17 protein-coding genes are annotated in these 20,781 nt (G+C 65.3%); 7 read left to right on the forward strand and 10 right to left on the reverse strand.

Features of this window, described 5'->3' with window-relative positions; genetic code table 11:
* Positions 1-11: 11 nt before the first annotated feature.
* Positions 12-5,504, reverse strand: a complete 5,493-nt coding sequence (locus QQK18_RS07585; RefSeq protein ID WP_284339698.1) for an alpha-2-macroglobulin family protein — start codon at positions 5,502-5,504, stop codon at positions 12-14.
* Between the two features lie 309 nt (positions 5,505-5,813).
* Between QQK18_RS07585 and QQK18_RS07590 the strand changes: the two genes are divergently transcribed.
* From QQK18_RS07590 to QQK18_RS07610, 5 genes are all read left to right on the forward strand, one after another.
* Positions 5,814-6,845 carry a S1C family serine protease gene (locus QQK18_RS07590; protein ID WP_284339699.1) on the forward strand — a complete coding sequence of 344 codons (1,032 nt, stop codon included), beginning with the start codon at positions 5,814-5,816 and terminating at the stop codon, positions 6,843-6,845.
* Between the two features lie 16 nt (positions 6,846-6,861).
* Positions 6,862-7,881, forward strand: a complete 1,020-nt coding sequence (locus QQK18_RS07595) for an AAA family ATPase (RefSeq protein WP_284339700.1) — start codon at positions 6,862-6,864, stop codon at positions 7,879-7,881.
* Positions 7,856-8,773, forward strand: coding sequence for a DUF58 domain-containing protein (locus QQK18_RS07600; RefSeq protein ID WP_284339701.1), 918 nt, complete (start codon positions 7,856-7,858; stop codon positions 8,771-8,773). The genes QQK18_RS07595 and QQK18_RS07600 overlap by 26 nt, the downstream gene beginning before the upstream one ends.
* On the forward strand, positions 8,770-9,825 hold the full coding sequence (locus tag QQK18_RS07605) for a VWA domain-containing protein (protein WP_284339702.1): 1,056 nt from the start codon (positions 8,770-8,772) through the stop codon (positions 9,823-9,825). The genes QQK18_RS07600 and QQK18_RS07605 overlap by 4 nt, the downstream gene beginning before the upstream one ends.
* A 237-nt stretch (positions 9,826-10,062) precedes the next feature.
* Positions 10,063-10,329, forward strand: a complete 267-nt coding sequence (locus QQK18_RS07610) for a hypothetical protein (RefSeq protein WP_284339703.1) — start codon at positions 10,063-10,065, stop codon at positions 10,327-10,329.
* An 81-nt stretch (positions 10,330-10,410) separates the two neighbouring features.
* Here QQK18_RS07610 and QQK18_RS07615 read toward each other — a convergent pair whose 3' ends face one another.
* From QQK18_RS07615 to QQK18_RS07635, 5 genes are all read right to left on the reverse strand, one after another.
* Complete coding sequence (locus QQK18_RS07615) at positions 10,411-10,836, reverse strand: VOC family protein (protein WP_284339704.1); 426 nt, start codon at positions 10,834-10,836, stop codon at positions 10,411-10,413.
* Positions 10,837-10,910: 74 nt separating this feature from the next.
* Entirely contained in the window at positions 10,911-12,416 is a 1,506-nt protein-coding gene (locus QQK18_RS07620) for a tripartite tricarboxylate transporter permease (protein WP_284339705.1), read from the reverse strand.
* Positions 12,417-12,431: 15 nt separating this feature from the next.
* The gene (locus QQK18_RS07625) at positions 12,432-12,893 is read right to left on the reverse strand and encodes a tripartite tricarboxylate transporter TctB family protein (RefSeq protein ID WP_284339706.1); all 462 of its coding nucleotides are present in this window, start codon (positions 12,891-12,893) and stop codon (positions 12,432-12,434) included.
* Between the two features lie 161 nt (positions 12,894-13,054).
* A complete protein-coding gene (locus tag QQK18_RS07630) occupies positions 13,055-14,041 on the reverse strand; it encodes a tripartite tricarboxylate transporter substrate-binding protein (RefSeq protein ID WP_284339707.1) in 987 nt (328 codons plus the stop codon).
* A 225-nt stretch (positions 14,042-14,266) separates the two neighbouring features.
* Positions 14,267-14,803 (reverse strand): DUF1003 domain-containing protein, encoded by a 537-nt coding sequence (locus tag QQK18_RS07635; protein WP_284339708.1) that lies wholly within the window; start codon positions 14,801-14,803, stop codon positions 14,267-14,269.
* Between the two features lie 194 nt (positions 14,804-14,997).
* On the opposite strand from QQK18_RS07635, the gene QQK18_RS07640 reads away from it, so the two are divergent.
* A complete protein-coding gene (locus QQK18_RS07640; RefSeq protein WP_284339709.1) occupies positions 14,998-15,822 on the forward strand; it encodes a manganese catalase family protein in 825 nt (274 codons plus the stop codon).
* A 17-nt stretch (positions 15,823-15,839) separates the two neighbouring features.
* On the opposite strand, the gene QQK18_RS07645 is transcribed toward QQK18_RS07640, so the two are convergent.
* From QQK18_RS07645 to lra1, 4 genes are read right to left on the reverse strand one after another with little or no spacing between them, the layout of a single operon-like run.
* Positions 15,840-16,586 (reverse strand): SDR family NAD(P)-dependent oxidoreductase, encoded by a 747-nt coding sequence (locus QQK18_RS07645; RefSeq protein ID WP_284339710.1) that lies wholly within the window; start codon positions 16,584-16,586, stop codon positions 15,840-15,842.
* Positions 16,583-17,785, reverse strand: coding sequence for an L-rhamnonate dehydratase (gene rhmD, locus QQK18_RS07650; protein ID WP_284339711.1), 1,203 nt, complete (start codon positions 17,783-17,785; stop codon positions 16,583-16,585). Before rhmD ends, QQK18_RS07645 begins: the two co-directional genes overlap by 4 nt.
* The gene (locus tag QQK18_RS07655; RefSeq protein ID WP_284339712.1) at positions 17,782-18,669 is read right to left on the reverse strand and encodes an amidohydrolase family protein; all 888 of its coding nucleotides are present in this window, start codon (positions 18,667-18,669) and stop codon (positions 17,782-17,784) included. Before QQK18_RS07655 ends, rhmD begins: the two co-directional genes overlap by 4 nt.
* 13 nt (positions 18,670-18,682) lie before the next feature.
* On the reverse strand, positions 18,683-19,468 hold the full coding sequence (lra1, locus tag QQK18_RS07660; RefSeq protein WP_284339713.1) for an L-rhamnose 1-dehydrogenase Lra1: 786 nt from the start codon (positions 19,466-19,468) through the stop codon (positions 18,683-18,685).
* A gap of 282 nt (positions 19,469-19,750) precedes the next feature.
* Between lra1 and QQK18_RS07665 the strand changes: the two genes are divergently transcribed.
* The gene (locus QQK18_RS07665) at positions 19,751-20,776 is read left to right on the forward strand and encodes an NAD-dependent epimerase/dehydratase family protein (protein WP_284339714.1); all 1,026 of its coding nucleotides are present in this window, start codon (positions 19,751-19,753) and stop codon (positions 20,774-20,776) included.
* The last annotated feature ends 5 nt before the right edge of the window (positions 20,777-20,781 follow it).

The raw sequence follows: 20,781 nt of genomic DNA on the forward strand, positions 1-20,781 counted from the left end.
CATATCCCCACTCATGGCCCGGTCGGCGTGACCTCGACCATGCCGCTGGCCGTGATGGCGCGCCGTTCGGGCCTGTACATATCCTCGACCGTAGCGCCCGGCAGCACGAAGCTGCCGGGCGAGACCGCCCGCACCATATAGGCGGTGGTGATGCTGCCACTCGGTTTCGAATAATAGCGGAAGGCCGCCACGTACTGGTCGGTGCGCGATTCCACATGCACCGGCCGATCGACTTCGAGCCAGCCGAGATCCGAAGCGCCCTCACCGGCCGAGAGATCCGGGTTTTCGATCTCGAAGCCGGCGGGCAGCGGGTCGGCGACCACATATTGGCCCGACCCCAGATCGTGGGGACGCAGCCTCACGATCACCACCAGCCGATCGTTCTGCGCCAGCGGAGCGGCGGTTGGATCAATTGGCGTGCCGTCGGGCAGATAATAGCTGCGGCTGAGCGTGAATCCGTTAGCCGAGGGCTTCGGCGGCGTGGTGGGATAGCCGGTGCTGGTCACGCCGAGCTCGGTATCCGAGCTGCCGGTATTGACGATCTCGACCGGCGTTGTGAGGTCATCGGCAAGGAAGCGCCGATAGATCTCACCGTTCGCAGCCTCTCCATTTATGGTGACCTCCCCACTGCTCGCCTCGCGCCCGAGCGCGGCTGCGGCCAGCAGGGTCCAGCTGTCTTCCTGGGTCGAGGTATAGCTGACCTCGTCGCGCAGCCTCGCCAGCTCGCCGGTGAGCGCCACCAGGTCCACGCCCGAAGGCTTGAACTCGGCGGCCAGCGCGATGACGCCGGCAAGATCGCGGATGTTGCTGCCATAGTCTACGTGCCGGCTGCTTCTGCCCTCCTCGTCGAGCTTGGCCAACGCCGCCTCAAAGGCGGTATTGGCGCGGGGCTGGTCGCCATAGAGCGCGAGGGCCGCACCAAGCTGGGCCTGAGCCAGGGGCGAGGCGAACGCATCGAGCCTGGCTTCCAGATAGTAGCGCAGATCCCCTATGGAGGCCCGGCCCGCGCGAGCGAGATCGTAGAGCGCATAGGCCACGTCTTCGCCGCCATCCTCGAAGTCGCTGGCATAGGCGAGCTGGTTGGCGAGGTTGTCGAGTGCCATAGTCAGCGCCAGCTCCGGTACTGTATATCCCCCTGCCTTGGCACGCAGCAGGAAGTCGGTCACGAAGCCGTCGAGCCAAAGGCTGCCGCCGTCATAGGGACTCCACAGGCCGAACCCGCCCGACGAGCTCTGCTTGGCAAGGACCGCCGTGATGGCATCGGCCACGGCCTGGTCGATCTCGCCTTCGGTGCCGAGGCCAATGCGCTGGGCCACCTCGTTGAGATAGACGAGCGGCAGAGCGCGACTGGAAACCTGTTCGACGCAGCCATAGGGATAGCGGTCGAGCGCCGTGAGCAGGCCCGGCAGGTCAAGACGCGCCATGGGACCTATGGCAATGGTCAACTCGCCGGTTCCGGTCAGATAGCGCTCGAGATAATCGTCGCCGATGCTGACCGCCTCGCCTGCAGGGATCGGAATGACCTCGCGCGTCGAAACCAGCGCACTCACCGGACGCACACCCAGCGTCAACTGCTTCTCGAGCGAGGAGCCATCCGGTTGGGTCAGGGTCAGCACCACGGGCCAATCGCCTATTGCATCGCCGGTGAGACGCAGATCGAGCGCCGTACGCGCGCCCGTTGCCAGTTCCACTTCGGTGGTGCCGGCATTGGTGCCGATACCGGCGCCGGTCGAGAGGGCGACAGTATAGGTCCCCGCCTCCCCGGTGACGTTGTTGACCTCGACCAAAAGACGCGATTCGTCGCCCACACGCAGGAAGCGCGGCGGGCTGAGTGTCACCACGACCGGATCGCGCACGATGACGTCCTCCGAGGCATGGCCTACGGCCGTGTCGGTCCAGGCCATGGCCATCAGCCGCACCGTCCCGGCAAAGTCGGGCAGATCGAAGCTGATGCTGGCGGTGCCGTTCTCGTCCACGGTGACAATGCCCGAATGCTGGGCGACGAGAACGGTGGTGGGTGGAGGCGTGCCCAGCCGCGAGGCGCCGCCATCGCCGCCCGAGCGCAGCGCACCCGGCAGACCCTGGGTCGGATCGATCAGCCGCCCATAAAGGTCGCGGATGTCCATGCCGAGCTGGCGCTGGCCGAAATACCAGTCGTCGGGCGCCGGCACGCCGAAATTGGTGAGGTTGAGAATGCCGAGATCGACGGCCGCCACCGCCACATAAGCCTCTGTCCCGGCCGGCACGTTGCCGAGGTCGACGGTGACCTCGAGGCCCTGGCGCGGCAAGGATTCGCTCGGCACGTCGAGAGCGACATCGAGCTTGCGGTCACCCGGATCGACATCGGCGAAAGCAAGGCCCAGTGCGCGGGTGGGCATTCGTTCCTGCCTTCTGTCGGCCGCCCGGTAAAGTACCGCCGTCACATAGGCACCCGGGCCCCATTCCTCGGTCACCGGCAGGGCGACGGTTGTGCCCTCCTCGGGCACTTCCACCGCCTCCATGGCGATGACGCGGTTGTCGATGACCATGATGAGCGCGTTGCCAGCGAACTGCGGCTCGAGGCGCAACTGCGCGGTTTCGCCAACCCTGTAGGCGTCCTTGTCGAGCGCGACCTTGAGCGTATCGGGCGTGTCCGAGCCCGCATCGACATAATAGTAGCCGGCATAGAATTCGTAGCTCGACGAATGCCGGTCGGGGCCATCGCTCTCGACTTCGAGCCGATACCGCCCCCAATCGACATTGGCGCCGACGTTCGCCGGGCCTCCGGCCGGGATATCGGCGGTGCCCGTCGCCACCTCGCGCGGCGTGGTGATGGCTTCCCATTTCCAGGTCGAGCCGTCGCGATACCATTGATAGCTGGTCTCGATGCGCGACAGCGACCACCTGACCCCTGGCTTGGCTATCGCGTCGCCGTCTGGTGAAACGGCGATGATTTCAAACATGGCGGGGCTGCCGGCGTCGATCTCGGAGGAATCCTGAAACACCGGCTTGATGCCGAGCCGGTCGCCCTCGGCCCTGACCGGACGGGTCAGGCTGCGTTCGATCGTCCGCCCGTTCGTGTCCACCAGACGCAACAGCAGCTGCGCCTCGAGCGGCCGCGTCGTCGCATAGGGTTCCGGCAGGGTGATTTCGGCAACGGCGTTGCCGGCATCGTCGGTCGTGCCCACCACGCCCAAGGGCAAGCGGCTGGTCTCGACGGTGTCGTCCACGCGCCCGAAGACGTAGCCGGCAAAACCCGCCAGCGTCGTGCGCGGCCGCGTGATGGCATCGGCCTCGATCTTGAGACCGGGGGCCGTGGCCCCATAGAGATATTTGGCCGCGACATCCACCTCGGTCACCTCGCCGGGCACGATCGGGGCGTCGCTGGCGCTGAGCTCGAAGGCCAGCCGTTCAGGCTCGAAATCCTCGACGAGGAAGGTGGTGCTGCTCAGCGCATCGGCCTTCGGGTCGGCATAGAGCCGCAATGTCCAGGCGCCACGCAGGGCTTCGCTGGCCATTGGCAGGGCCACGAAATAGCTCCCTGCGCCCTGCGCGTCGAACACCTGGCGGTTGGCGACGACGCCGTCCGGGCGCTGCAACTCCATCGTCAGCGGCAGGTCGGCAACGGCATTGGCGCGCGCGTCGCGCACGAGCGCGGTGAAGAACACCGTCTCGCCCGGACGGTAAACGCCGCGCTCGGTCGTGGCGAACACGTCGAGCGGGCCAGGCGAGGGCCGACCTTCCACCCCACGGTCGGTCAGATCGAAGGCGGGCTGGGATAGGTCGAGGAAGGCATAGTCGCCATCCGCCGTCTCGGCGGTCAGCAATTGCGGCGCCCGCCCGCCGGTGCCCCGCGCCAAGCCCGGGGCGAACACCGCTCGGCCATCGGCATCGGTGGTCACTTCGCCGAGGATCTCGTTGTTGACGGCCACCAGCCGCACCGTGACCTCGTCGACGGGCGCCGCGCCCGAAAGATTGCGCACGAAGACGTGGACGCCGTCGTCGCCCTTGACGGTGGTGAGGCCGAGATCGGTCACGATGAACCACTGCGTCGCCCGCTCCGACCAATACGTTTGCTCCTCGCCCTTGACGGTGGCGGTGATCACATAGGCGCCCGGCTGCATCTCGCCGATGGCCTCGCCCACCGGAATGGCTGTGGTCACCATGGCGTTACGCTGACCCCGGTCGAGATCGACCTCGCCCTCGTAGACCAGCTCGCCGGTCTGGTCGGCGATCTCCTCGGCCGAATACTGGGTGAGATCACCGCTGAAGAGGCCGTCGCGCACGGCCGTGGCGATGGTCCGGTCTCCGATGCGGTAGATCATGATCTCGGCGGTCTCGGCGTTGACCGAGCTGACCGGCAAGCCGCCCCCCAGGCTCGAGGGCATCACATAGGCCGTGTTGGCAAAGCCGACGAAGGGGCTGCGGTCGGGCACGTAGACGTCGAGCGCTACGTCCTTGCGCAGGGTTTCGCCGGTCGCCGAGGGCAGGCCGGCGCGCAGGCGAATGGAATAGCGTTTGCCGTGCTCGACGCCCTCGATGCAGATGCGGTTGTCCTCGATATCCACGGCCGCCTGCGCGCTGTCGACGACCACATAGTCGGAGAGATTGGCGTTGCTGCGCCCCAGGGGCTCCGAGAAGTTCGCACAAATGCGCGGCACGGCGCCCTCGGCATTCACCTCATGGTCGGTGACGCGGAAGCCGTGCTGGGCAACGACCTCGTCGAGATGCGCTTCCAGTTCCGGATCGGCCTCGAGCGCCAGGCTGGCGCGATAGCTGGCAATCACCTCGCGCCACATTTCGCGGTATTCCAGTCCCTGCGCCAAGGTCCGCAGCGCATCGGCGCGGTCGGCTTCGCTTTCGGAGCGCAGGAATGCGTTCATCGCGGCCTGGGCGGCCAGCCAGCCCAGATCATAGCTGTTGTCGCCCGACGACCGGCCTGCAACGGCCTCCGCGCGCGTCAATGCCGCGTCGGCAAGGGCCTGCCAGATGGCCGGATCATTGACGTTGATGGCCAGCGCCTGGCGATAGGCGACCATCGCGCCGGCCGGATTCTGGCCGGTCATCGCCTGGTGTCCGGACGCCACCAGCTCGGCATATTGGGCGCCCGGCGGCGGCGTGTCGGTCGAGGGCAGGTCGGTCGCCAACCGCTTGGCGGCATCGACGATGTTCTGGCCCGGGAACGGCAGCTCGGCAAGCCGTTCGGCGCTGATCATGGCCGGGGAAGGCGACCGGCTGACCCGCCCGGAGGTGGCCCCGTCATAGTCGGTCTGGGTCCCCATCTCGCCCTTGAGGAAGCACCAGCCCGACTTGTCGTTGAACGTGAATGCCCGGCAGATGCGATCGTCGGCGCAAGCTGCCTGGCAGGCATCGAGGGTGGTGTTGCGCAGGATTCCATAGTCGAACCCAGGCAAGTCGGTGTTGTCGAAGAGGTTGATTTTCGTATCGGCGGAGACACTGGCCAGTCCCACCAACATGAGCACGGCCGCACCAAACCAACGCGCCCAGTCCCGAGTCCCCGGCATATCGTCCCTCCTCGCCCCACAATTGTGCCAATCATAGAAACCGCAATTGCGGCGGTAAAGCGGAGATGGCCGACCTCGCCGGCGCTCAATGTTGTTCATTGTCAGGAGTTTGTGTCAGCCGCCGGAGGCACGCGTACCAGAGGCTCGACAGCGTTTCCCCGTACCAGCTTGCGCAGGTATCGAGGATCATAGCAGCGCGTGGTGATCGGCCGCACAAATTTTAGAGATCAGTGATCCGTTCCGACGCCTGACGCGTTAAGCTGGTTCGGAAAGCGGGGCGGTGCCCGTTTTTTATCGGAGCTTGCGATTGTGAAGCGGCGGCCGGTCTACAGCGGTTCGTCCCGAGGGCGGACACGGGGTGCGGCGCAATCGGCTGGGACGGGATTTGTCCAGCCGGCGCCTTTTGGTGCGCCCGCGGAACCGAGACCCCCGTCCTGGCGAAGAAGGCTCGGCGCCGGGCTTGCCACCGTCTACACTCGCCACCAGGCCAAGGCGCTGGTCCTGGCCTCCGTCGCCATCGTTCTCCTCATCATGGGGCTCTACGAGCTCCTGCGCCCGCCGGGGCAGAACCTGACGCAGACCAATATTAACGATGCGGTCAACTTCGCGCTCAGCGAACGCCCGCGTCCGCCCTCCATTGCCTCCCAGGCCTACGCGGCCGCCCTGCCCGCCGTGGTCCGGGTCAACGGCTATGATCCGGAGGACGGGCCCTTGGCCGGATCCGCGCCGAATCCGCAAGCTCAGCAGGGTGGACCGCCTGTGAAACTGCCTGAGGAGGGCCGCGTCGAGGAGAATTTCCACGAGCGCTACACCGCCGTCGGCACCGGCGTCATCATCGACGATCAGGGGACTATCCTCACCAATCTGCACGTCGCCCGCGCCGCCAAGCGCCTGCGGGTTGAATTCGCCGACGGAACCGAATCTACCGCCTTCATGGTCGGAGCCCGGCCCGACCTCGACCTCGCCGTCATCCGCCCGAGTGTCCTGCCCGACGACCTGCAGCCGGCGACGCTGGGCTCGGCCGCTGCCCTCAAACCGGGCGACGAGGTAATCGCCATCGGCTTTCCCTTCGGCATCGGGCCCTCCGTGTCCTCGGGCATCGTCTCGGGCCTGTTGCGCGTGCTCGACCGGGAGAGCGAGGGCTCGATCCGCAATCTCATCCAGTTCGATGCGGCGGCCAATCCCGGCAATTCCGGCGGGCCGCTGCTCAATGCCGATGGCGAGGTCGTCGGCATCGTCACAGCCATCCTCAACCCATCCGGCATCCGCACCTTTGCCGGCATCGGCCTTGCCGTGACCATCGAGGAAGCGGGGGGCGCAGTGTCCGACTCTCCACTCTAACCAACGGGATCGAACCATGGCCGAACGCAGAGACAAATCCGCCCCCGCCGTCGCTTCGCTGATGGAAGAGATCCTCTACGAGATCAAACGGGTGGTGGTCGGCCAGGACCACTTCCTCGAACGGGTGCTGATCGCGCTCCTCGCCAGGGGCCACCTGCTCGTCGAAGGTGTGCCGGGTCTGGCCAAGACGCTGACCGTCAACACCCTTGCCGAGGCCATCCAGGGCAGCTTCCGGCGCATCCAGTTCACCCCGGACCTCGTGCCCGCCGACCTCGTCGGCACCCGGATCTACAACCAGAAGCTCGCTGAATTCAACACTTCGCTTGGCCCCGTCTTCTGCAACCTGCTGCTGGCCGACGAGATCAACCGTGCGCCAGCCAAAGTGCAGAGCGCCCTGCTCGAGGTGATGCAGGAACGGCAGGTCACCATCGCCGGGGAAAGCCACCCCGTTCCCAACCCCTTCGTCGTCATGGCAACGCAGAACCCCATCGAGACCGAAGGCACCTATCCCCTGCCCGAAGCGCAGGTCGACCGGTTCATGATGAAGGTGCTCGTCGATTATCCGAGCGAGGACGAGGAATTCGTCATCGTCGAGCGAGTCACCGGTACCGCGCTTGCCGCCTCGCCCGTTGCGACCACCGAGCAGTTGGCTGCCCTGCAGAGCAGGTGCCGCGAGCTCTATGTCGATCCAACCCTCATCCAGTTCGCCGTCCGGCTCGTCACCGCGACCCGCAACCCCGAGACGGTGGGCTTGGGTGATCTTTCCCGCTTCATTACCTTCGGGGCGAGCCCGCGGGCCAGCATCAACCTCATCGAGGCGGGGCGGGCGCTGGCGTTCCTGCGCGGGCGCGACTACGTGCTGCCGGAGGATGTGATCGACATCGCCCCGGACGTCATCCGCCACCGCCTGGCGCTCTCCTACGAGGCGCTGTCGGAATCCATTTCGCCTGACCACATCATCAACCAGGTCCTGCGCGCCGTGCCCGCGCCGGAACAGCCCTTGCAAAGCCATGTCGACATCGCAGCGACACGCTGAGAACCTTCTGAGACGCCTCGAATGGACGGTGGTGCGCCGTCTCGACGGGGTGATGCAGGGCGATTATCGCACGCTCTTTCGCGGGCTCGGGCTCGATTTTGCGGATCTGCGCGAATACCAGTTCCACGACGACATCCGCTATATCGACTGGAATGTCACCGCGCGCACCGGGGTGCCGCATGTACGCGTCTTCAACGAGGACCGCGACGTCACCGGGTGGTTCCTGCTCGATCTCAGCCCCTCCGTCGATTTCGGCTCGGGCAATGCCGACAAACGCCAGATGCTCACCGAGTTCGTCGCCGTGCTCGCCCGCCTGCTGGCGGCGCGGGGCAACAAGGTCGGCGCCATTCTCTTCGATGGCGTCAGTGAGCACGTGGTGCCGGCCCGCGCCGGCCGCAGGCACCTCGCCTATATGCTCGACAAGATCCTTGCCCATCCACGCCGGCTGCGGGCGCCACAGACCGATCTCGGCGCGTTCCTTAAGCGCTCCGCCGCCGCCATCCGGCGCCGTTCGGTGGTGTTCGTCATCTCCGATTTCATCTCGGTTCCCGGCTGGGAGGCGCCGCTTTCCATGATCGCCCGCCGGCACGACGCCGTCGCCGTGCGCCTCATCGACCCGCTCGAAACTGACCTGCCCGATATAGGGCTTCTCGACTTCATAGATGCCGAGACCGGCGAGCGCGTGCTGGTCGACACCTCCGAACCGGGTCTGCGCCGGCGCTTCGCCGAGATTGCCCGAGGCTGGAATGAAATGATCGTCAGCGGCTTCGGGAGCGCAGGCGTCGATGCCCTGGAGCTCTCGACCGACACCGATCTCTTCGAGGCGCTCCTCGGTTTCATTAGCCTGCGCAAGGGGCTGGCAGAAGCCGGCCGGAAAGGAGCGGCAGCATGAACTTTCTCTGGCCCAACATGCTCTGGCTCCTGGTGCTGGTGCCGGCTCTTATCGCCCTTTATTTCTGGCTGCTGTCGCGCCGGAAACGTTCGGCGCTGCGCTATGCAAACCTGCCGCTCCTCAGGCAAGCCGTTGGCCGCAACCTGACCTGGCGACGGCACGTGCCGCCGGCCCTGCTGCTCCTCGCCATCACCCTCTTGATCGTTGCCGTCGCCCGTCCGGTGGCGATGGTCGAGCTCGCCTCCTCGCGCTCGACCGTCATCCTCTCCATGGACGTTTCAGGATCGATGCGCGCAACCGACATGCCGCCATCGCGCCTTGCCGCGGCCCAGGAGGCGGCCAAAACCTTCATTGCCCAGCAGCCCGTCGACGTCGAAATCGGCATCGTCGCCTTCGCCGGGGCGGCGATGCTCATGCAAGCTCCCACGCTCGATCGCGACCAGCTCCACGCGACCATCAACAGCTTCGACTTGCGGCGCGGGACGGCGGTCGGCGCAGGCATCATCGCCGCGCTCGCCACCATCTTTCCCGACGAGAAATTCGAAATCGAAAGATCGGAGGATCCGCGCGACCGGCTGGGCCTGCCGAGCAGCTCCGGCCGCTCCCTCGACGACCCGGAGCCAGAGGAACCCGAGCGCGAGCCGGTCGAGCCCGGCTCCTACCAGAGCGCCGTCATCATCCTGTTGACGGACGGAGCAACGACGACGGGCCCCGATCCGATCCTCGCCGCACGCCTTGCCGCCGAGTACGGCGTTCGTGTTCACACGGTCGGCTTCGGTTCGACCGAGGGCGACGTCGTCGATTTCGGCGGGCGCTCGATGCGGGCCCAGCTCGACGCCCCGACCCTGCAGACTGTAGCGGACGTCACCCTCGGGGAGTATTTCGAGGCCCAGTCCTCCGAGGCCCTGGCGCAGGTCTATCAAACGCTTTCGACGCGCCTCGTGCCCGAACGCAAGCTCACCGAAATCGCCTTCATCCTGGCCGGCATTGCCGCGCTCGTCTCGATTGCCGCGGCATCGCTCTCGGTGCTCTGGTTCGGCCGCATCACCTAGAGCTTCTCACGTTCCGTCTGGATCGGAACGTGAGCTCTAAATCCTTGAAGTGGCGCGTTTTCGAACCACAAAAGTGGCGTCCACTTTTGCTGAAAACGCTCTAGCTTTTTTGCCTGCGCTAACGCCTGACCATAAAAATGAACTGTCCTGTCGAATCCATCGCCTCCTGCTCGTCGTGAAGGCGGAAGGACATCTTCCGCACCTGCCCGGAGGGTCCGGGCGCAAGAGGAGGTTGAAATGACGACGTTTACCACTCAGTCCACTGTTGCTTCTGTCCTCAACACCGTCGGGTCCCTGATCGATGGCTACCGCGTCCGGCGGGCCCAGCGCCTGGCGCTCGTCGCCCTGATGGAGATGGACCCGAGCCGGCTCGATGATCTCGGCATCAGCATCGAGGACGTCCGCGACGCCGTCACCGGCACCCTGCCCGCCGGCCCGCGCCTCGAAGCCCGCCGCACCGCTCGGGCCCTGAACTGGACGCCGAATGCTGTTTCGGCAGCCTAGGTTGACCACCATGCAGACCCTCAAGGGTGAGCGCGGCGAACTCGCCGAGAGCCACGCGCCGCGCCGTCCGCTCCTCCGCGCCTACTCGTCCTCCGGAAGGTTGGCCGGGTTCCACACGATCTCCCAGAGGTGCCCGTTCGGGTCCCTGAAATATCCCGCATAGCCGCCATAGAAGGTCTCCTGTGCCGCCTTGATGATTTCGGCTCCGGCACGGCGAGCCTCTCCCATGACCTCGTCGACCTCTTCGCGGCGGACAACGTTGTGCCCGATGGTGAACGAGGTTGAGCTGACCGGGGTTCTGGCAAGCCCTGTATCGTAGGCAATGTCGTCCTGTGGCCAGATCGCCAGCTTCAGTCCGCCCGAGAGCTCAAAGAACGCCACCGCTCCATGCTCGAATTCCCGCCCGACGATCCCTTCGGTCGGCAGCCCCAGCCCGTCCCGATAGAACGCAAGAGACTGCTCCAGATCGGCAACACCGATGGTCAGCACCGATATGCGTGGCTTCATAACAGTCTCCTCCGATTGCAAAACTCTCGACCGGATAGAGGATGAAACGGCCAAATCTATGTTGGCCCGGCACCCTAATCTTCCTCGACGAACACCTCCTCACGCTTGCGCCTGATGCTGGGCAGCACCGCGATCACCACCGCCAGCAGCGCCAGGGCGAGCAGCGTTGCCGAGATCGGGCGGGTGACGAAAACGGAAGGGTCGCCGCGCGAGATGATCATGGCGCGCCGCAGGTGCTCCTCGAGCAGCGGGCCCAGCACGAAGCCGAGGAGCAGCGGGGCCGGTTCGCAACCGAAGCGGATGAGCGCGTATCCCACGATGCCGAAAAAGGCGATGGCATAGACATCGTAAATGTTCTGGTTGATCGAGAAGGTGCCGATCGCCGCAAAGACGACGATGGCGGGGAACAGCACCCGGTAAGGGATGGAGAGCATCCTCACCCACAGCCCGATCAGCGGCAGGTTGAGCACGACGAGCAGCACGTTGCCGACCCACATCGAGGCGATGATCCCCCAAAAGAGCGCCGGCTGCTGGTTGATGACATTGGGTCCCGGAGTGATGCCCTGCAGGATGAACGCGCCGATCATCAGCGCCATCACCGGATGGGCGGGGATGCCGAGCGTCATCAGCGGGATGAACGAGGTCTGCGCGGCCGCGTTGTTGGCCGATTCCGGCCCGGCAACGCCCTCGATCATGCCCTTGCCGAACTCACGCGGAGTCTTGGAGAGCCGCTTTTCGGCCGAATAGGAGGCAAAGGCGGAGAGCACGTGCCCGCCGCCGGGCAGGACGCCGAGCACCGCGCCAAGGCCCGTCCCGCGCAGCACCGGCCAGACGATCCGCCGGAAGTCCTCACGCGTCAGCCAGAGATTGGTGACTTTCCTGATGCCGACATCGCGCTCGGTCTCGTCCTCGAGATTGCGCAGGATCTCGGCGATACCGAAGACACCGACCGCCACCGAGACGAAATTGAGCCCGCCGAACAGCTCGCGCAGCCCAAAGGTGAAGCGCGGGGTTCCCGTATAGATGTCCTGGCCGACCATGCCGAGCAGCAAGCCGAGCACGATCATGGCCAACGCTTTGAGGACCGAGCCATGCGCCAGCGCGATCGAGACGAGGAGCCCGAGGACGATGAGCGAGAAATATTCCGGGGCCCCGAAGCTGAGCGCGGCCCGGGCCAGTGGCGGGGCGAAGGCGGCAAGAAGGAACGTCGCCACCGTCCCGGCAAAGAACGAGCCGAGGGCGGCGGTCGCCAAGGCGGGGCCTGCCCGGCCGTTGCGGGCCATCTGGTAACCGTCGATCGCCGTCACCGCCGCCGAGGATTCACCGGGCAGGTTGATGAGGATCGCCGTCGTCGAGCCGCCATACTGGGCGCCGTAATAGATGCCGGCGAGCATGATCAGCGCGGTTTCGGCCGGCAGCGAGAAGGTGATGGGCAAGAGCATGGCGATGGTGGCCGTCGGGCCGATGCCCGGCAGCACACCGACCAGCGTGCCGAGCAACACGCCGATGAAGCAATAGAGGATGTTGATCGGATCGAGCGCGACCGAAAAGCCAAGTCCGAGGGAGGAGATGAGGTCCATGTCCCGCTCCTCCCGTCAGAACCGCAGCCAGGGGCCGACGAGCGGTACGATAAGCCCGAGCCCGACAACGAAGACGGCAAGGCAGAGCACGCAAAGCCCCGCCGCGATGATGGCGGCCGACAGCCATCTGTTGTTGCGGCTGGCCATGGCCGAGGCAAAGGCCGTGACGAGGACCACCGGGATGAAGCCCAGTCCGCGGATGGTTGCGGCGAAAAAGACGATGGTGCCGAGGACGAGGACGATGCCACGCCAAGGCACGGGCCGGCGTGCTTCCTCCTCGGGCCTGGCGAAGGCTTTGAAGATGACAGCGATCCCCAGCAGCACCAGGATTGCCCCCAGCACCACCGGCATGAAGCCGGGCCCCATGCGCAGGGGCGTACCGAACTCGTAGGTCATCGCCTCGAGGACGAAATAGGCGCCGAAAGCGACAAAGATGCCGCCCGAGGCAAGGTCGTTGCGCGCTGCGTTGATGGCCATCACTCCCCCCTTAGACCGTTTTCAGCAAAAGTGGACACCACTTTTGCAGTTCGAAAACGCGCCATTTCAAAGACCTAGAGCTTTTCACGTTCCAGTCGGAACGTGAAAGCTCCAGTGTCCGGCCGGCCCCGGTCCTCCCCGACCGGGGCCAGCGCGCTTTCTTACTGCGGCGTAACGCCGGCCGCGGCGACCACCTCGGCCCAGAGCTCGGTCTGCGTTGCGAGCTTTTCGGCGAGCGCGTCTGGCGTCGCCTGGTCCGCCGGCACCGGAGCGGTGCCGAGATCGGCAAAGCTCTGCGCCACCGTCTCAGTGGCAAGCGCCGTTTGTAGGGAGGCGCTTAGCCGCTCGACGATCGCCGGATCCGTGCCGACCGGCGCATAGAGCCCGTGCCAGATGGCCAACTCGAAGTTCTCGAGCCCGCCTTCGGCTGCCGTCGGCACGTCGGGCAGCGCATCGATCCGTTCAGGCGTGGTGACGGCGTAGGCCTTGATCTCGCCGGCCTGTATCTGCGTGGTCGTGTTGGTCGTCTGGTCGCACATCATGTCGATCTGGCCGCCCAGGAGGTCGGTCATGGCCGGACCCGTGCCCTGGTAGGGTACCTCGGTCATCCTCGTGTCGAGCGCATCCATCAACAGCATGCCGCACAGCTGGCTGGCCGCTCCGACGCCCGCATTGGCATAGGTGATGTTCTCGCCGTTCTCGCGGATATGGGCGAGCAGGTCCTCGAGCGTCTCCGGCTCGAAATCGCGCCTGGCAACGATGGTCATCGGCACTTCGGTGACGAGACCGATGGGGGCGAAGTCGGTTTGCGGGTCGTAAGGCAGGCTCTGGTAGAGCGCCGGCGCCGTCGACATGCCGATATGGTGGAGGAGCAGCGTATAGCCATCAGCCGCCGCCGTCGCCGCCTGGGCCGCTCCGAGCGTTCCGCCCGCGCCGCCCACATTCTGCACGACGATCTGCTGGCCGAGATCCTCGCTCATCGCCTGGGCCACGAGCCGGGTAACCGTGTCGGTCGGTCCGCCCGCCGAGAAGGGCACGATGATGGTGATCGGCTGGGCCGGATAGTCCTGGGCAGCCGCCCCATGAGCGCTGAAGGCCGCGCCCGCCGCAAGCGCGACGGCGAGCAGTGTGGAAATGGTCTTTCTCATCTTGTCCTCCCGAAGATGGGTCCAATGCCGGTTGCAGACCCGGCAGACGGATGAACTCCTTTCAAAGCGCTTTGGATGCAGGAGAGACGCGCATGATGAAGTCATGCCGGTGAGGTAGTGGTTCGCCGGCAGACAGAAACTGAGGCTCCTGACGCGGAAGTGACCTGGTGATCTGAAGTAACCGCGGGCTCAGGCTGAGGACACTCAAACCGGGTAATCGGGACCTCACTGTCCGCGCTCCCCCCGCGCCTCGGCGGCCTCGATCTCGTCGATCACCGCCTCCGGCTCGACTTCGCGCCGCAGCTCGGAAAGCTCGCGATCGTCATCGCGAACCGGCACCTCGAGCCGCTCGGCGATCGCCGAGACCAGCTCGAGCAAGCGCGTCGTTTCGCGCTCGTTGAGGAGGCCTATCTGCACGTCGAGATCCGCCCGCCTGTCGCTGAGCCGTGCAAGGCGGTTCTGACTGATGAGGATGAACGCCGTCAGGAACAGCGCCTCGACCGACGCGACCATCGCCAGCACCACGAAGGTCGGATCCCAGGCCGGCACGACCGGTATCCAGCGCAGATTGATGGCAATCCAGCTGATCAGCACCACAAGGTGGAGATAGACGAACGTCATGCTGCCGGCGAAACTGGAGATGGTGATCGCCAGTCGCTCCTGCCAGCCCTGCTCTTCCACTTCGCGCCGCCGCCGGTCGAGCAGCGCCTCGATATTGCGCTCAAGGACCGAAGCTTGAGGCGCGCGGCTTTCCTTCTCCATTTGAGGCAGGCCCTTGTTGTGCGTGACCCTAACAACGCACGAACCGGGGCGGGGCGTTCCCGGTTCGTGCGATCGAAAAGGGTTGCATGGCTCATCTGTGTTAGGCGCCTGCCCGTCGATCCCGGTTCAGCGACGGCGAGTGGAACGGGTCCGTGCCTTGCCGGTTGACGTTCGTCCAACCCAAGGAGACCAGCATGTTCCACCATTCCGGCAAGCTTCAGTACGAGGTGCGTGTCGAGAACCCAAACCCGCAATTCGCCTGCCATCTCCAGCAGGCGATCGGTGGCATCGAAGGCGAGATCCGCGTTGCCATGCAGTATTTCTTCCAGGCCATGGGCGCGCGCGGCGATGCCAAATATCGCGACCTCTTGATGATGACGGCGACGGAAGAACTCTCCCACATCGAATTCCTGGGCCACGCCGTGGCGCTCAACCTCGATGGCGCGCCCACGTCCCTGCAGGAGAAGGCGGCGGGCGACCCGGTGGTCAATGCGATCATGGGGGGAATGAACCCGCGGCACATCCTCTCGTCGGGTCTCTCGGCCATGCCGGTCAACGCCAATGGCGTTCCGTTCGATATGAGCCACGTCTATGCGAGCGGCAATATCGGCGCCGACATGCTCGCCAACGCCATGGCCGAGGCCAGCGGGCGTGTGCTGGCGACTCGCCTTTACAATTTGACCGACGATGCCGGAATGAAGGACATGCTCTCGTTCCTCATCGCCCGCGACACCATGCACCAGCAGCAATGGCTGGCGGTGATCGAGGAACTGGGCGGGCTCGAAAAGCAGCTTCCCATCCCCAACTCGACGCCGCCCGAGCACGAGGCGACCGAGCATTCCTATTATTTCCTCAATACCTCGCTTGACGAGCCGACGCCCAAGGGCCGCTGGTCATCCGGCCCATCCCTCGACGGCCGCTCCAAGTTCAGTGTGGTGGAGAAGCCCGAGCCGCTGGGCCAGAAGCCCAGTCTCGGCAAGGCCCGCCCGGACGTCGGCGCCCAAAAGGAACAGAGCTGACCGGCAGGGCGGGTGGATCAGTAGGTCGTGCGCCCGCCTGAGAGGTCGAAGACCGAGGCGGTGGTGAAGCTGTTGTCCTTCGAGACCAGCCAGGCAACCATCGCCGCCGCCTCCTCGACCTCGAGGAACCGCCCGCGCGGGATGCGCACGAGCATGTAGTTGATGAATTCCTCGGTCAGCGTGTCGAGGATCTTCGTCTTGGCGGTTGCCGGCGTGATGGCGTTGACCGCGATGTCGTGTTTGGCCAGTTCCTTGCCCAGCGACTTGGTCAGCCCGATGACCCCGGCCTTGGCGGCCGAATAGGCCGAAAGGTTGGGATTGCCCTCCTTGCCGGCGACCGATGAGATGTTGACGATGCGCCCGTAATTGCGCGCCTTCATCGACGGGATCACCACCTTGTTGACGTAAAAGGTGCCGTTGAGGTTGATCTCGACCACGCGCCGCCATTCATCCGGATCGTAGTCCTCGAGCGTCGCGTTGCTGCCCGCAACCCCGGCCGAATTGACGAGGATCGAGACCGGGCCTGTCTCCGCTTCGACCTCGCCATGAACGCGCTCGAGCCCGGCAAGGTCGGTGATGTCGACCACCTTGCCCGAGGCGTCAGTCCCGAGCGCCGCCGTCGCCGCGGTCAGGGCTTCCCTGTTCATGTCCCAAAGGCTGACCTTTGCCCCCGACGCCAGCAGGCGCCGGGCGATAGCAAAGCCGATTCCCTGGGCGCCGCCCGTCACCACTGCCACCTGGCCGGCAAGATCGATCTGGTTCATTTGCCTAATGCTTCCTCATTCAACGGCACAAGCTTGTCGCGGTCGGCGATGGTCATGCCGAAGCCGGGCGCATCGCCTACCCTGAGCCTGCCCTCGACCGGCAGCGCCTCGCCGGAAAAGAGGTCGCCGAAAACCGGCCTGATGGTCAACCCATCGGCGCTCGCCGCCACGTACTCGCAGACCGGTGGCTGCGGCTGGCTGGCAATGAAATGATAGGAATAGGGCCCGCTGCCGTGGGGGATCACTGGGATGTCGTAGGCGCTGGCATGCGCGGCGATCCGCAACAGCTCCGTCAGCCCGCCGACCCACATCACGTCCGGCTGCAGGATATCGACGGTGCGCTCTTCGATCAGCCGTCGGAAACCGTAGCGGGTGTATTCGTGCTCGCCGGTCGTCCATTTGAGCGTCGGATGCGCGGCCTTCAACTGCCGGAAACCTTCGACGTCGTCGGGCGAGAGCACCTCCTCCCACCAATGGATGCCGAGCGGTTTGGCCGCTTGCGCAAGCTCGATCGCATAGGGGACGGTCAGACTCATATAACAGTCGACCATCAGCGGGAAATCCGCCCCCACCGCCTCGCGGTGGCCGGCAAGGAAGGCGATATTGGCCTTGAGCCCCTCGCGTCCGTCATGCGGCCCGTGGGGCAGCGGCACCTTGGCGCCCCAGAAACCGTGGCCCTTGATCGCCGCGGCCGACGGGCCGGTGCAGTAAAAGGAGATCTCCTCGCGGGTCAGGCCCCCGATGAGGTTGTAGACCGGCTCGTCCCTAAGCTTGCCGACGAGATCCCAGAGTGCGAGGTCCACGACGCTGATGGTCGCGACCGGCAAACCCTTGCGGCCATAGGGCATGGAGGCGCGATACATCTGGTCCCAGATGAGGTTGATGTTGCGCGCGTCGGCCCCGACGAGGAAGCGCGAGAAATGATGGGCGACGAGCCAGGCGGCCGGCGGCCCGCCAAAGCCCGTGGCGACCCCCGTCACACCGCCCTCGCTTTCGAGCTCGACAACAATCGAGCCCAGCGCACCAATCCCCCAGCTCGAGCGCTTCTCCCGGTAATCGGCATAGCCGGACATGGGGTTGGCAATGAGGCTGTCGATCACCCAGTGGCCGGCGCCCTGCTGGAAATAATCCCCGCCATTGCCTTTGCTGGCAACGAGGAAGACGCGGACGGCGGTGATCCTGAACGGCGATCTCGTCATAGGCGGTAGACCCGCTCGGCCGTACCGCGCATCAGCGCCGCCTGCTCATCGCCCGAAAGGTCCGCAACGATCGCCGCGAACGCCCGCCAGAGATCGCCATAGGAGGAAAAGAGCTTGTCGACCGGAAAGTTTGAGGCGAACATCGCGCGCTCAGCGCCGAAGACATCGAGCGTTTCGAGGACGTAAGGCCTGATGCTCTCAAGCGTCCAGTCATGGTCGAACATGCCAAGCCCGCTGATCTTGACGCAGACGTTCGGCTGTTCTGCCAGCAGCCGCAAGCCGACCCGCCATTGCCGCCAGCCGGCAAGCGTGCGGTCGACGAACATGCCGGCATGGTTGAGGATGATCTGTGTGGCGGGGTTATCTGCCGCAAGGCGCGCCGCCGCCTGCATCTGGTGCGGATAGAGCTGCAGGTCGAAGCTCATGCCGAACCGGTCGAGGAGCTTGAAGCCCTTCTGCCAGGCGGGATCGGCGAGGTAGTCCTTCGTCACATAGGTAAAGAGGGGATCCGTGTGCAGGTTGATGACCTGCCTGATGCCGCGCACCGCCGGGTATGCCGCATGCGCCGCCAGCATCGCCTCGGCATCGGCCGCCGAGAGATCAGCATTGGCAACGATGGCGAGCTTCACTTGCGAGCGGGTGTCGGCCATCGCCTGCAGGTGGCGCGTCTCGGCGACCGGGTCGGTCGGGAAGGCTTCCACGTGCACGGCCTTGAGGATCTCGACCTCGCCCGCGTCGGCGATGAGGTCATCGAGGAGGTAGGAGCGGGCAATGGCGGTATTGTCGCCAATGAGCCCGGTCGAAGGCGTCTCGAGACCGGGATAAAGCCGGGTCGAGAGGTCCCACAAATGGATGTGGGGATCGACGACGGTAAGCTTCTGCATTCGCACCCCCGTCCTATTGCAGATTGACGAAAAGGCCGCCGTCGACGAGCAGCGCCGCACCAGTGACATAGGCGGCCATGTCCGAGGCGAGAAAGGCGACGACCTTGCCCACGTCCTCGGGCGTGCCGAACCGACCGAGTGGAATGCGTTTGTCGAGATAGGCGCGTTTTTCCGGATCCGACCAGTCGTCCTTGTTGAGGTCGGTAGCGATGGCCCCCGGCATCACCGAATTGCAGCGGATGCCATAAGGGCCGAGCGCGATGGCCGCCGACTGCATCAGCGAATGGACGCCCGCTTTGGTCGGCGTGTAGTGCGTCTGCATGGCGCCGCCGACCAGCGCCGAGATCGACGAGGTGGCAATGATCGCCCCGCCCGTCCCTTGGCTCTTCATGCGATTGGCTGCCGCCTGACTGACATAGAACGCCCCGTTGAGATTGACCGCGACAGTCTGCTGGTAGGTTTCGAGCGGCATGTCGAGGAAGGCGTGGAACGGGCAGATGCCGGCGTTCGATGAAAGGACGTCGACCCCACCGAAATTGTCGACGGCAGCCGCGACCAGCCGTTGCGCCACCTTCGGATCGGCGATATCGCCTTCGACCGCGATGGCCCGGCGGCCGAGAGCGGCGATCTCGGCCACGACGTCCTCGATCGCCCGGTCGCGCCCGTAGTCCTCGTCATTGGCGACATGATAGCCGATGACGACGTCGCACCCCTGGCGCGCCAGCTCGACCGAAATGCCCCGGCCGATGCCCCTCGAGCCGCCGGTGACGATGGCGCGCTTGCCCGTCAGCAACGTCATTGTCTGTCCGCGCCCGCCGCAACCGCTTTCCGGCCGCGCAATTGGTTCGATTCGGGCATTTCGTCCTCCGCGGCCGGTAATCCGGCCTCCCCACGCTCTCGCGGCGTTCGCTTATCCGGTCAGACTGCCACCTGCCAACTTGTCAGTCAAGTTTACAGTTAACGCTTTGCCGACCCTTGCCTTCCCACCCTACCCGAATTCCGCTAGACCTCGGTCCAGATTGTGATGCGTTCGGAGCAGGCTCGCAATGAAGACTGGTGAACCATTGCGGAACCGTCGCTAATGAAGATTTTCGTCACCGGCACGGCCGGGTTCATCGGCTTCCATCTCGCACGCCGGCTCCTCGCCGATGGGCATCAGGTTGTAGGGTTCGACGGGCTTACGCCTTACTACGATGTGTCGCTGAAGCGCGAGCGCCACGCGATTCTCAAGCGCTGCAACGGCTTCAGCGCCGTCGAGGCCATGCTCGAGGACAAAGCCGCCCTCGAAGAGGCCGTCGCCGCCTTTGCCCCCGACATCATCGTGCACCTAGCCGCCCAGGCAGGCGTGCGCTACAGCCTCGAACATCCCGAGACCTATGTCGGCTCTAACCTCGTCGGCACCTTTAACCTCCTCGAGGCCGCCCGCCTCCATCCGCCCCGGCACCTGCTCATCGCCTCGACCTCATCGGTCTATGGTGGCAATGAGAAGTTGAAGATGCCGTTCGAGGAAGCCGATCGAACCGACTTCCCCATTTCGACCTATGCCGCCACCAAGAAGGCCGGTGAGGCGATGAGCCATGCCTATGCGCATCTCCATGAGCTGCCGACCACCTGCTTCCGCTTCTTTACCGTCTACGGCCCCTGGGGCCGGCCGGACATGGCGCTCTTCAAGTTCGTCTCGGCCATCGAGCGGGGCCAGCCCATCGAGGTTTATGGCGAGGGGCGCATGCAGCGCGACTTCACCTATATCGACGATTTGGTGGAAGGGATCGTGCGGCTGATGGATGCCGTTCCCGAGGCGGGAAGGCCAGTCGAAGCCGAGGGCGTCGTCGACTCGCTGTCGCCGGTCGCTCCCTGGCGTGTCGTCAATATCGGGGGCGGACAGCCGGCAGGGCTGATGGACTTCATCGCGACCATCGAGAAGATCCTGGGCCGTCCCGCTGAAAAGATCCTGCTGCCCAGGCAGCCGGGGGACGTCGAGCAAACCTTCGCCAATGCCGGCCTCATTGAGGCGCTGACGGGCTATCGGCCCACGACCGGTATCGACGAAGGCGTGCGCGCGTTCGTCGAATGGTACCGGCAGGACTACCTGGTCCGTCAGGATTGAGCGAA

This window comes from Devosia nitrariae (genome assembly GCF_030160115.1).
GTDB classification, from domain to species: domain Bacteria; phylum Pseudomonadota; class Alphaproteobacteria; order Rhizobiales; family Devosiaceae; genus Devosia; species Devosia nitrariae.

Bases quoted from the DNA above. Each gene is read 5' to 3' on its own strand.
- QQK18_RS07585 (WP_284339698.1), bottom strand. From the start codon at position 5,504: ATGCCGGGGACTCGGGACTGGGCGCGTTGGTTTGGTGCGGCCGTGCTC.
- QQK18_RS07595 (WP_284339700.1), top strand. From the start codon at position 6,862: ATGGCCGAACGCAGAGACAAATCCGCCCCCGCCGTCGCTTCGCTGATG.
- QQK18_RS07600 (WP_284339701.1), top strand. From the start codon at position 7,856: ATGTCGACATCGCAGCGACACGCTGAGAACCTTCTGAGACGCCTCGAA.
- QQK18_RS07605 (WP_284339702.1), top strand. From the start codon at position 8,770: ATGAACTTTCTCTGGCCCAACATGCTCTGGCTCCTGGTGCTGGTGCCG.
- QQK18_RS07610 (WP_284339703.1), top strand. From the start codon at position 10,063: ATGACGACGTTTACCACTCAGTCCACTGTTGCTTCTGTCCTCAACACC.
- QQK18_RS07615 (WP_284339704.1), bottom strand. From the start codon at position 10,836: ATGAAGCCACGCATATCGGTGCTGACCATCGGTGTTGCCGATCTGGAG.
- QQK18_RS07620 (WP_284339705.1), bottom strand. From the start codon at position 12,416: ATGGACCTCATCTCCTCCCTCGGACTTGGCTTTTCGGTCGCGCTCGAT.
- QQK18_RS07625 (WP_284339706.1), bottom strand. From the start codon at position 12,893: ATGGCCATCAACGCAGCGCGCAACGACCTTGCCTCGGGCGGCATCTTT.
- QQK18_RS07630 (WP_284339707.1), bottom strand. From the start codon at position 14,041: ATGAGAAAGACCATTTCCACACTGCTCGCCGTCGCGCTTGCGGCGGGC.
- QQK18_RS07635 (WP_284339708.1), bottom strand. From the start codon at position 14,803: ATGGAGAAGGAAAGCCGCGCGCCTCAAGCTTCGGTCCTTGAGCGCAAT.
- QQK18_RS07640 (WP_284339709.1), top strand. From the start codon at position 14,998: ATGTTCCACCATTCCGGCAAGCTTCAGTACGAGGTGCGTGTCGAGAAC.
- QQK18_RS07645 (WP_284339710.1), bottom strand. From the start codon at position 16,586: ATGAACCAGATCGATCTTGCCGGCCAGGTGGCAGTGGTGACGGGCGGC.
- rhmD (WP_284339711.1), bottom strand. From the start codon at position 17,785: ATGACGAGATCGCCGTTCAGGATCACCGCCGTCCGCGTCTTCCTCGTT.
- QQK18_RS07655 (WP_284339712.1), bottom strand. From the start codon at position 18,669: ATGCAGAAGCTTACCGTCGTCGATCCCCACATCCATTTGTGGGACCTC.
- lra1 (WP_284339713.1), bottom strand. From the start codon at position 19,468: ATGACGTTGCTGACGGGCAAGCGCGCCATCGTCACCGGCGGCTCGAGG.
- QQK18_RS07665 (WP_284339714.1), top strand. From the start codon at position 19,751: ATGAAGATTTTCGTCACCGGCACGGCCGGGTTCATCGGCTTCCATCTC.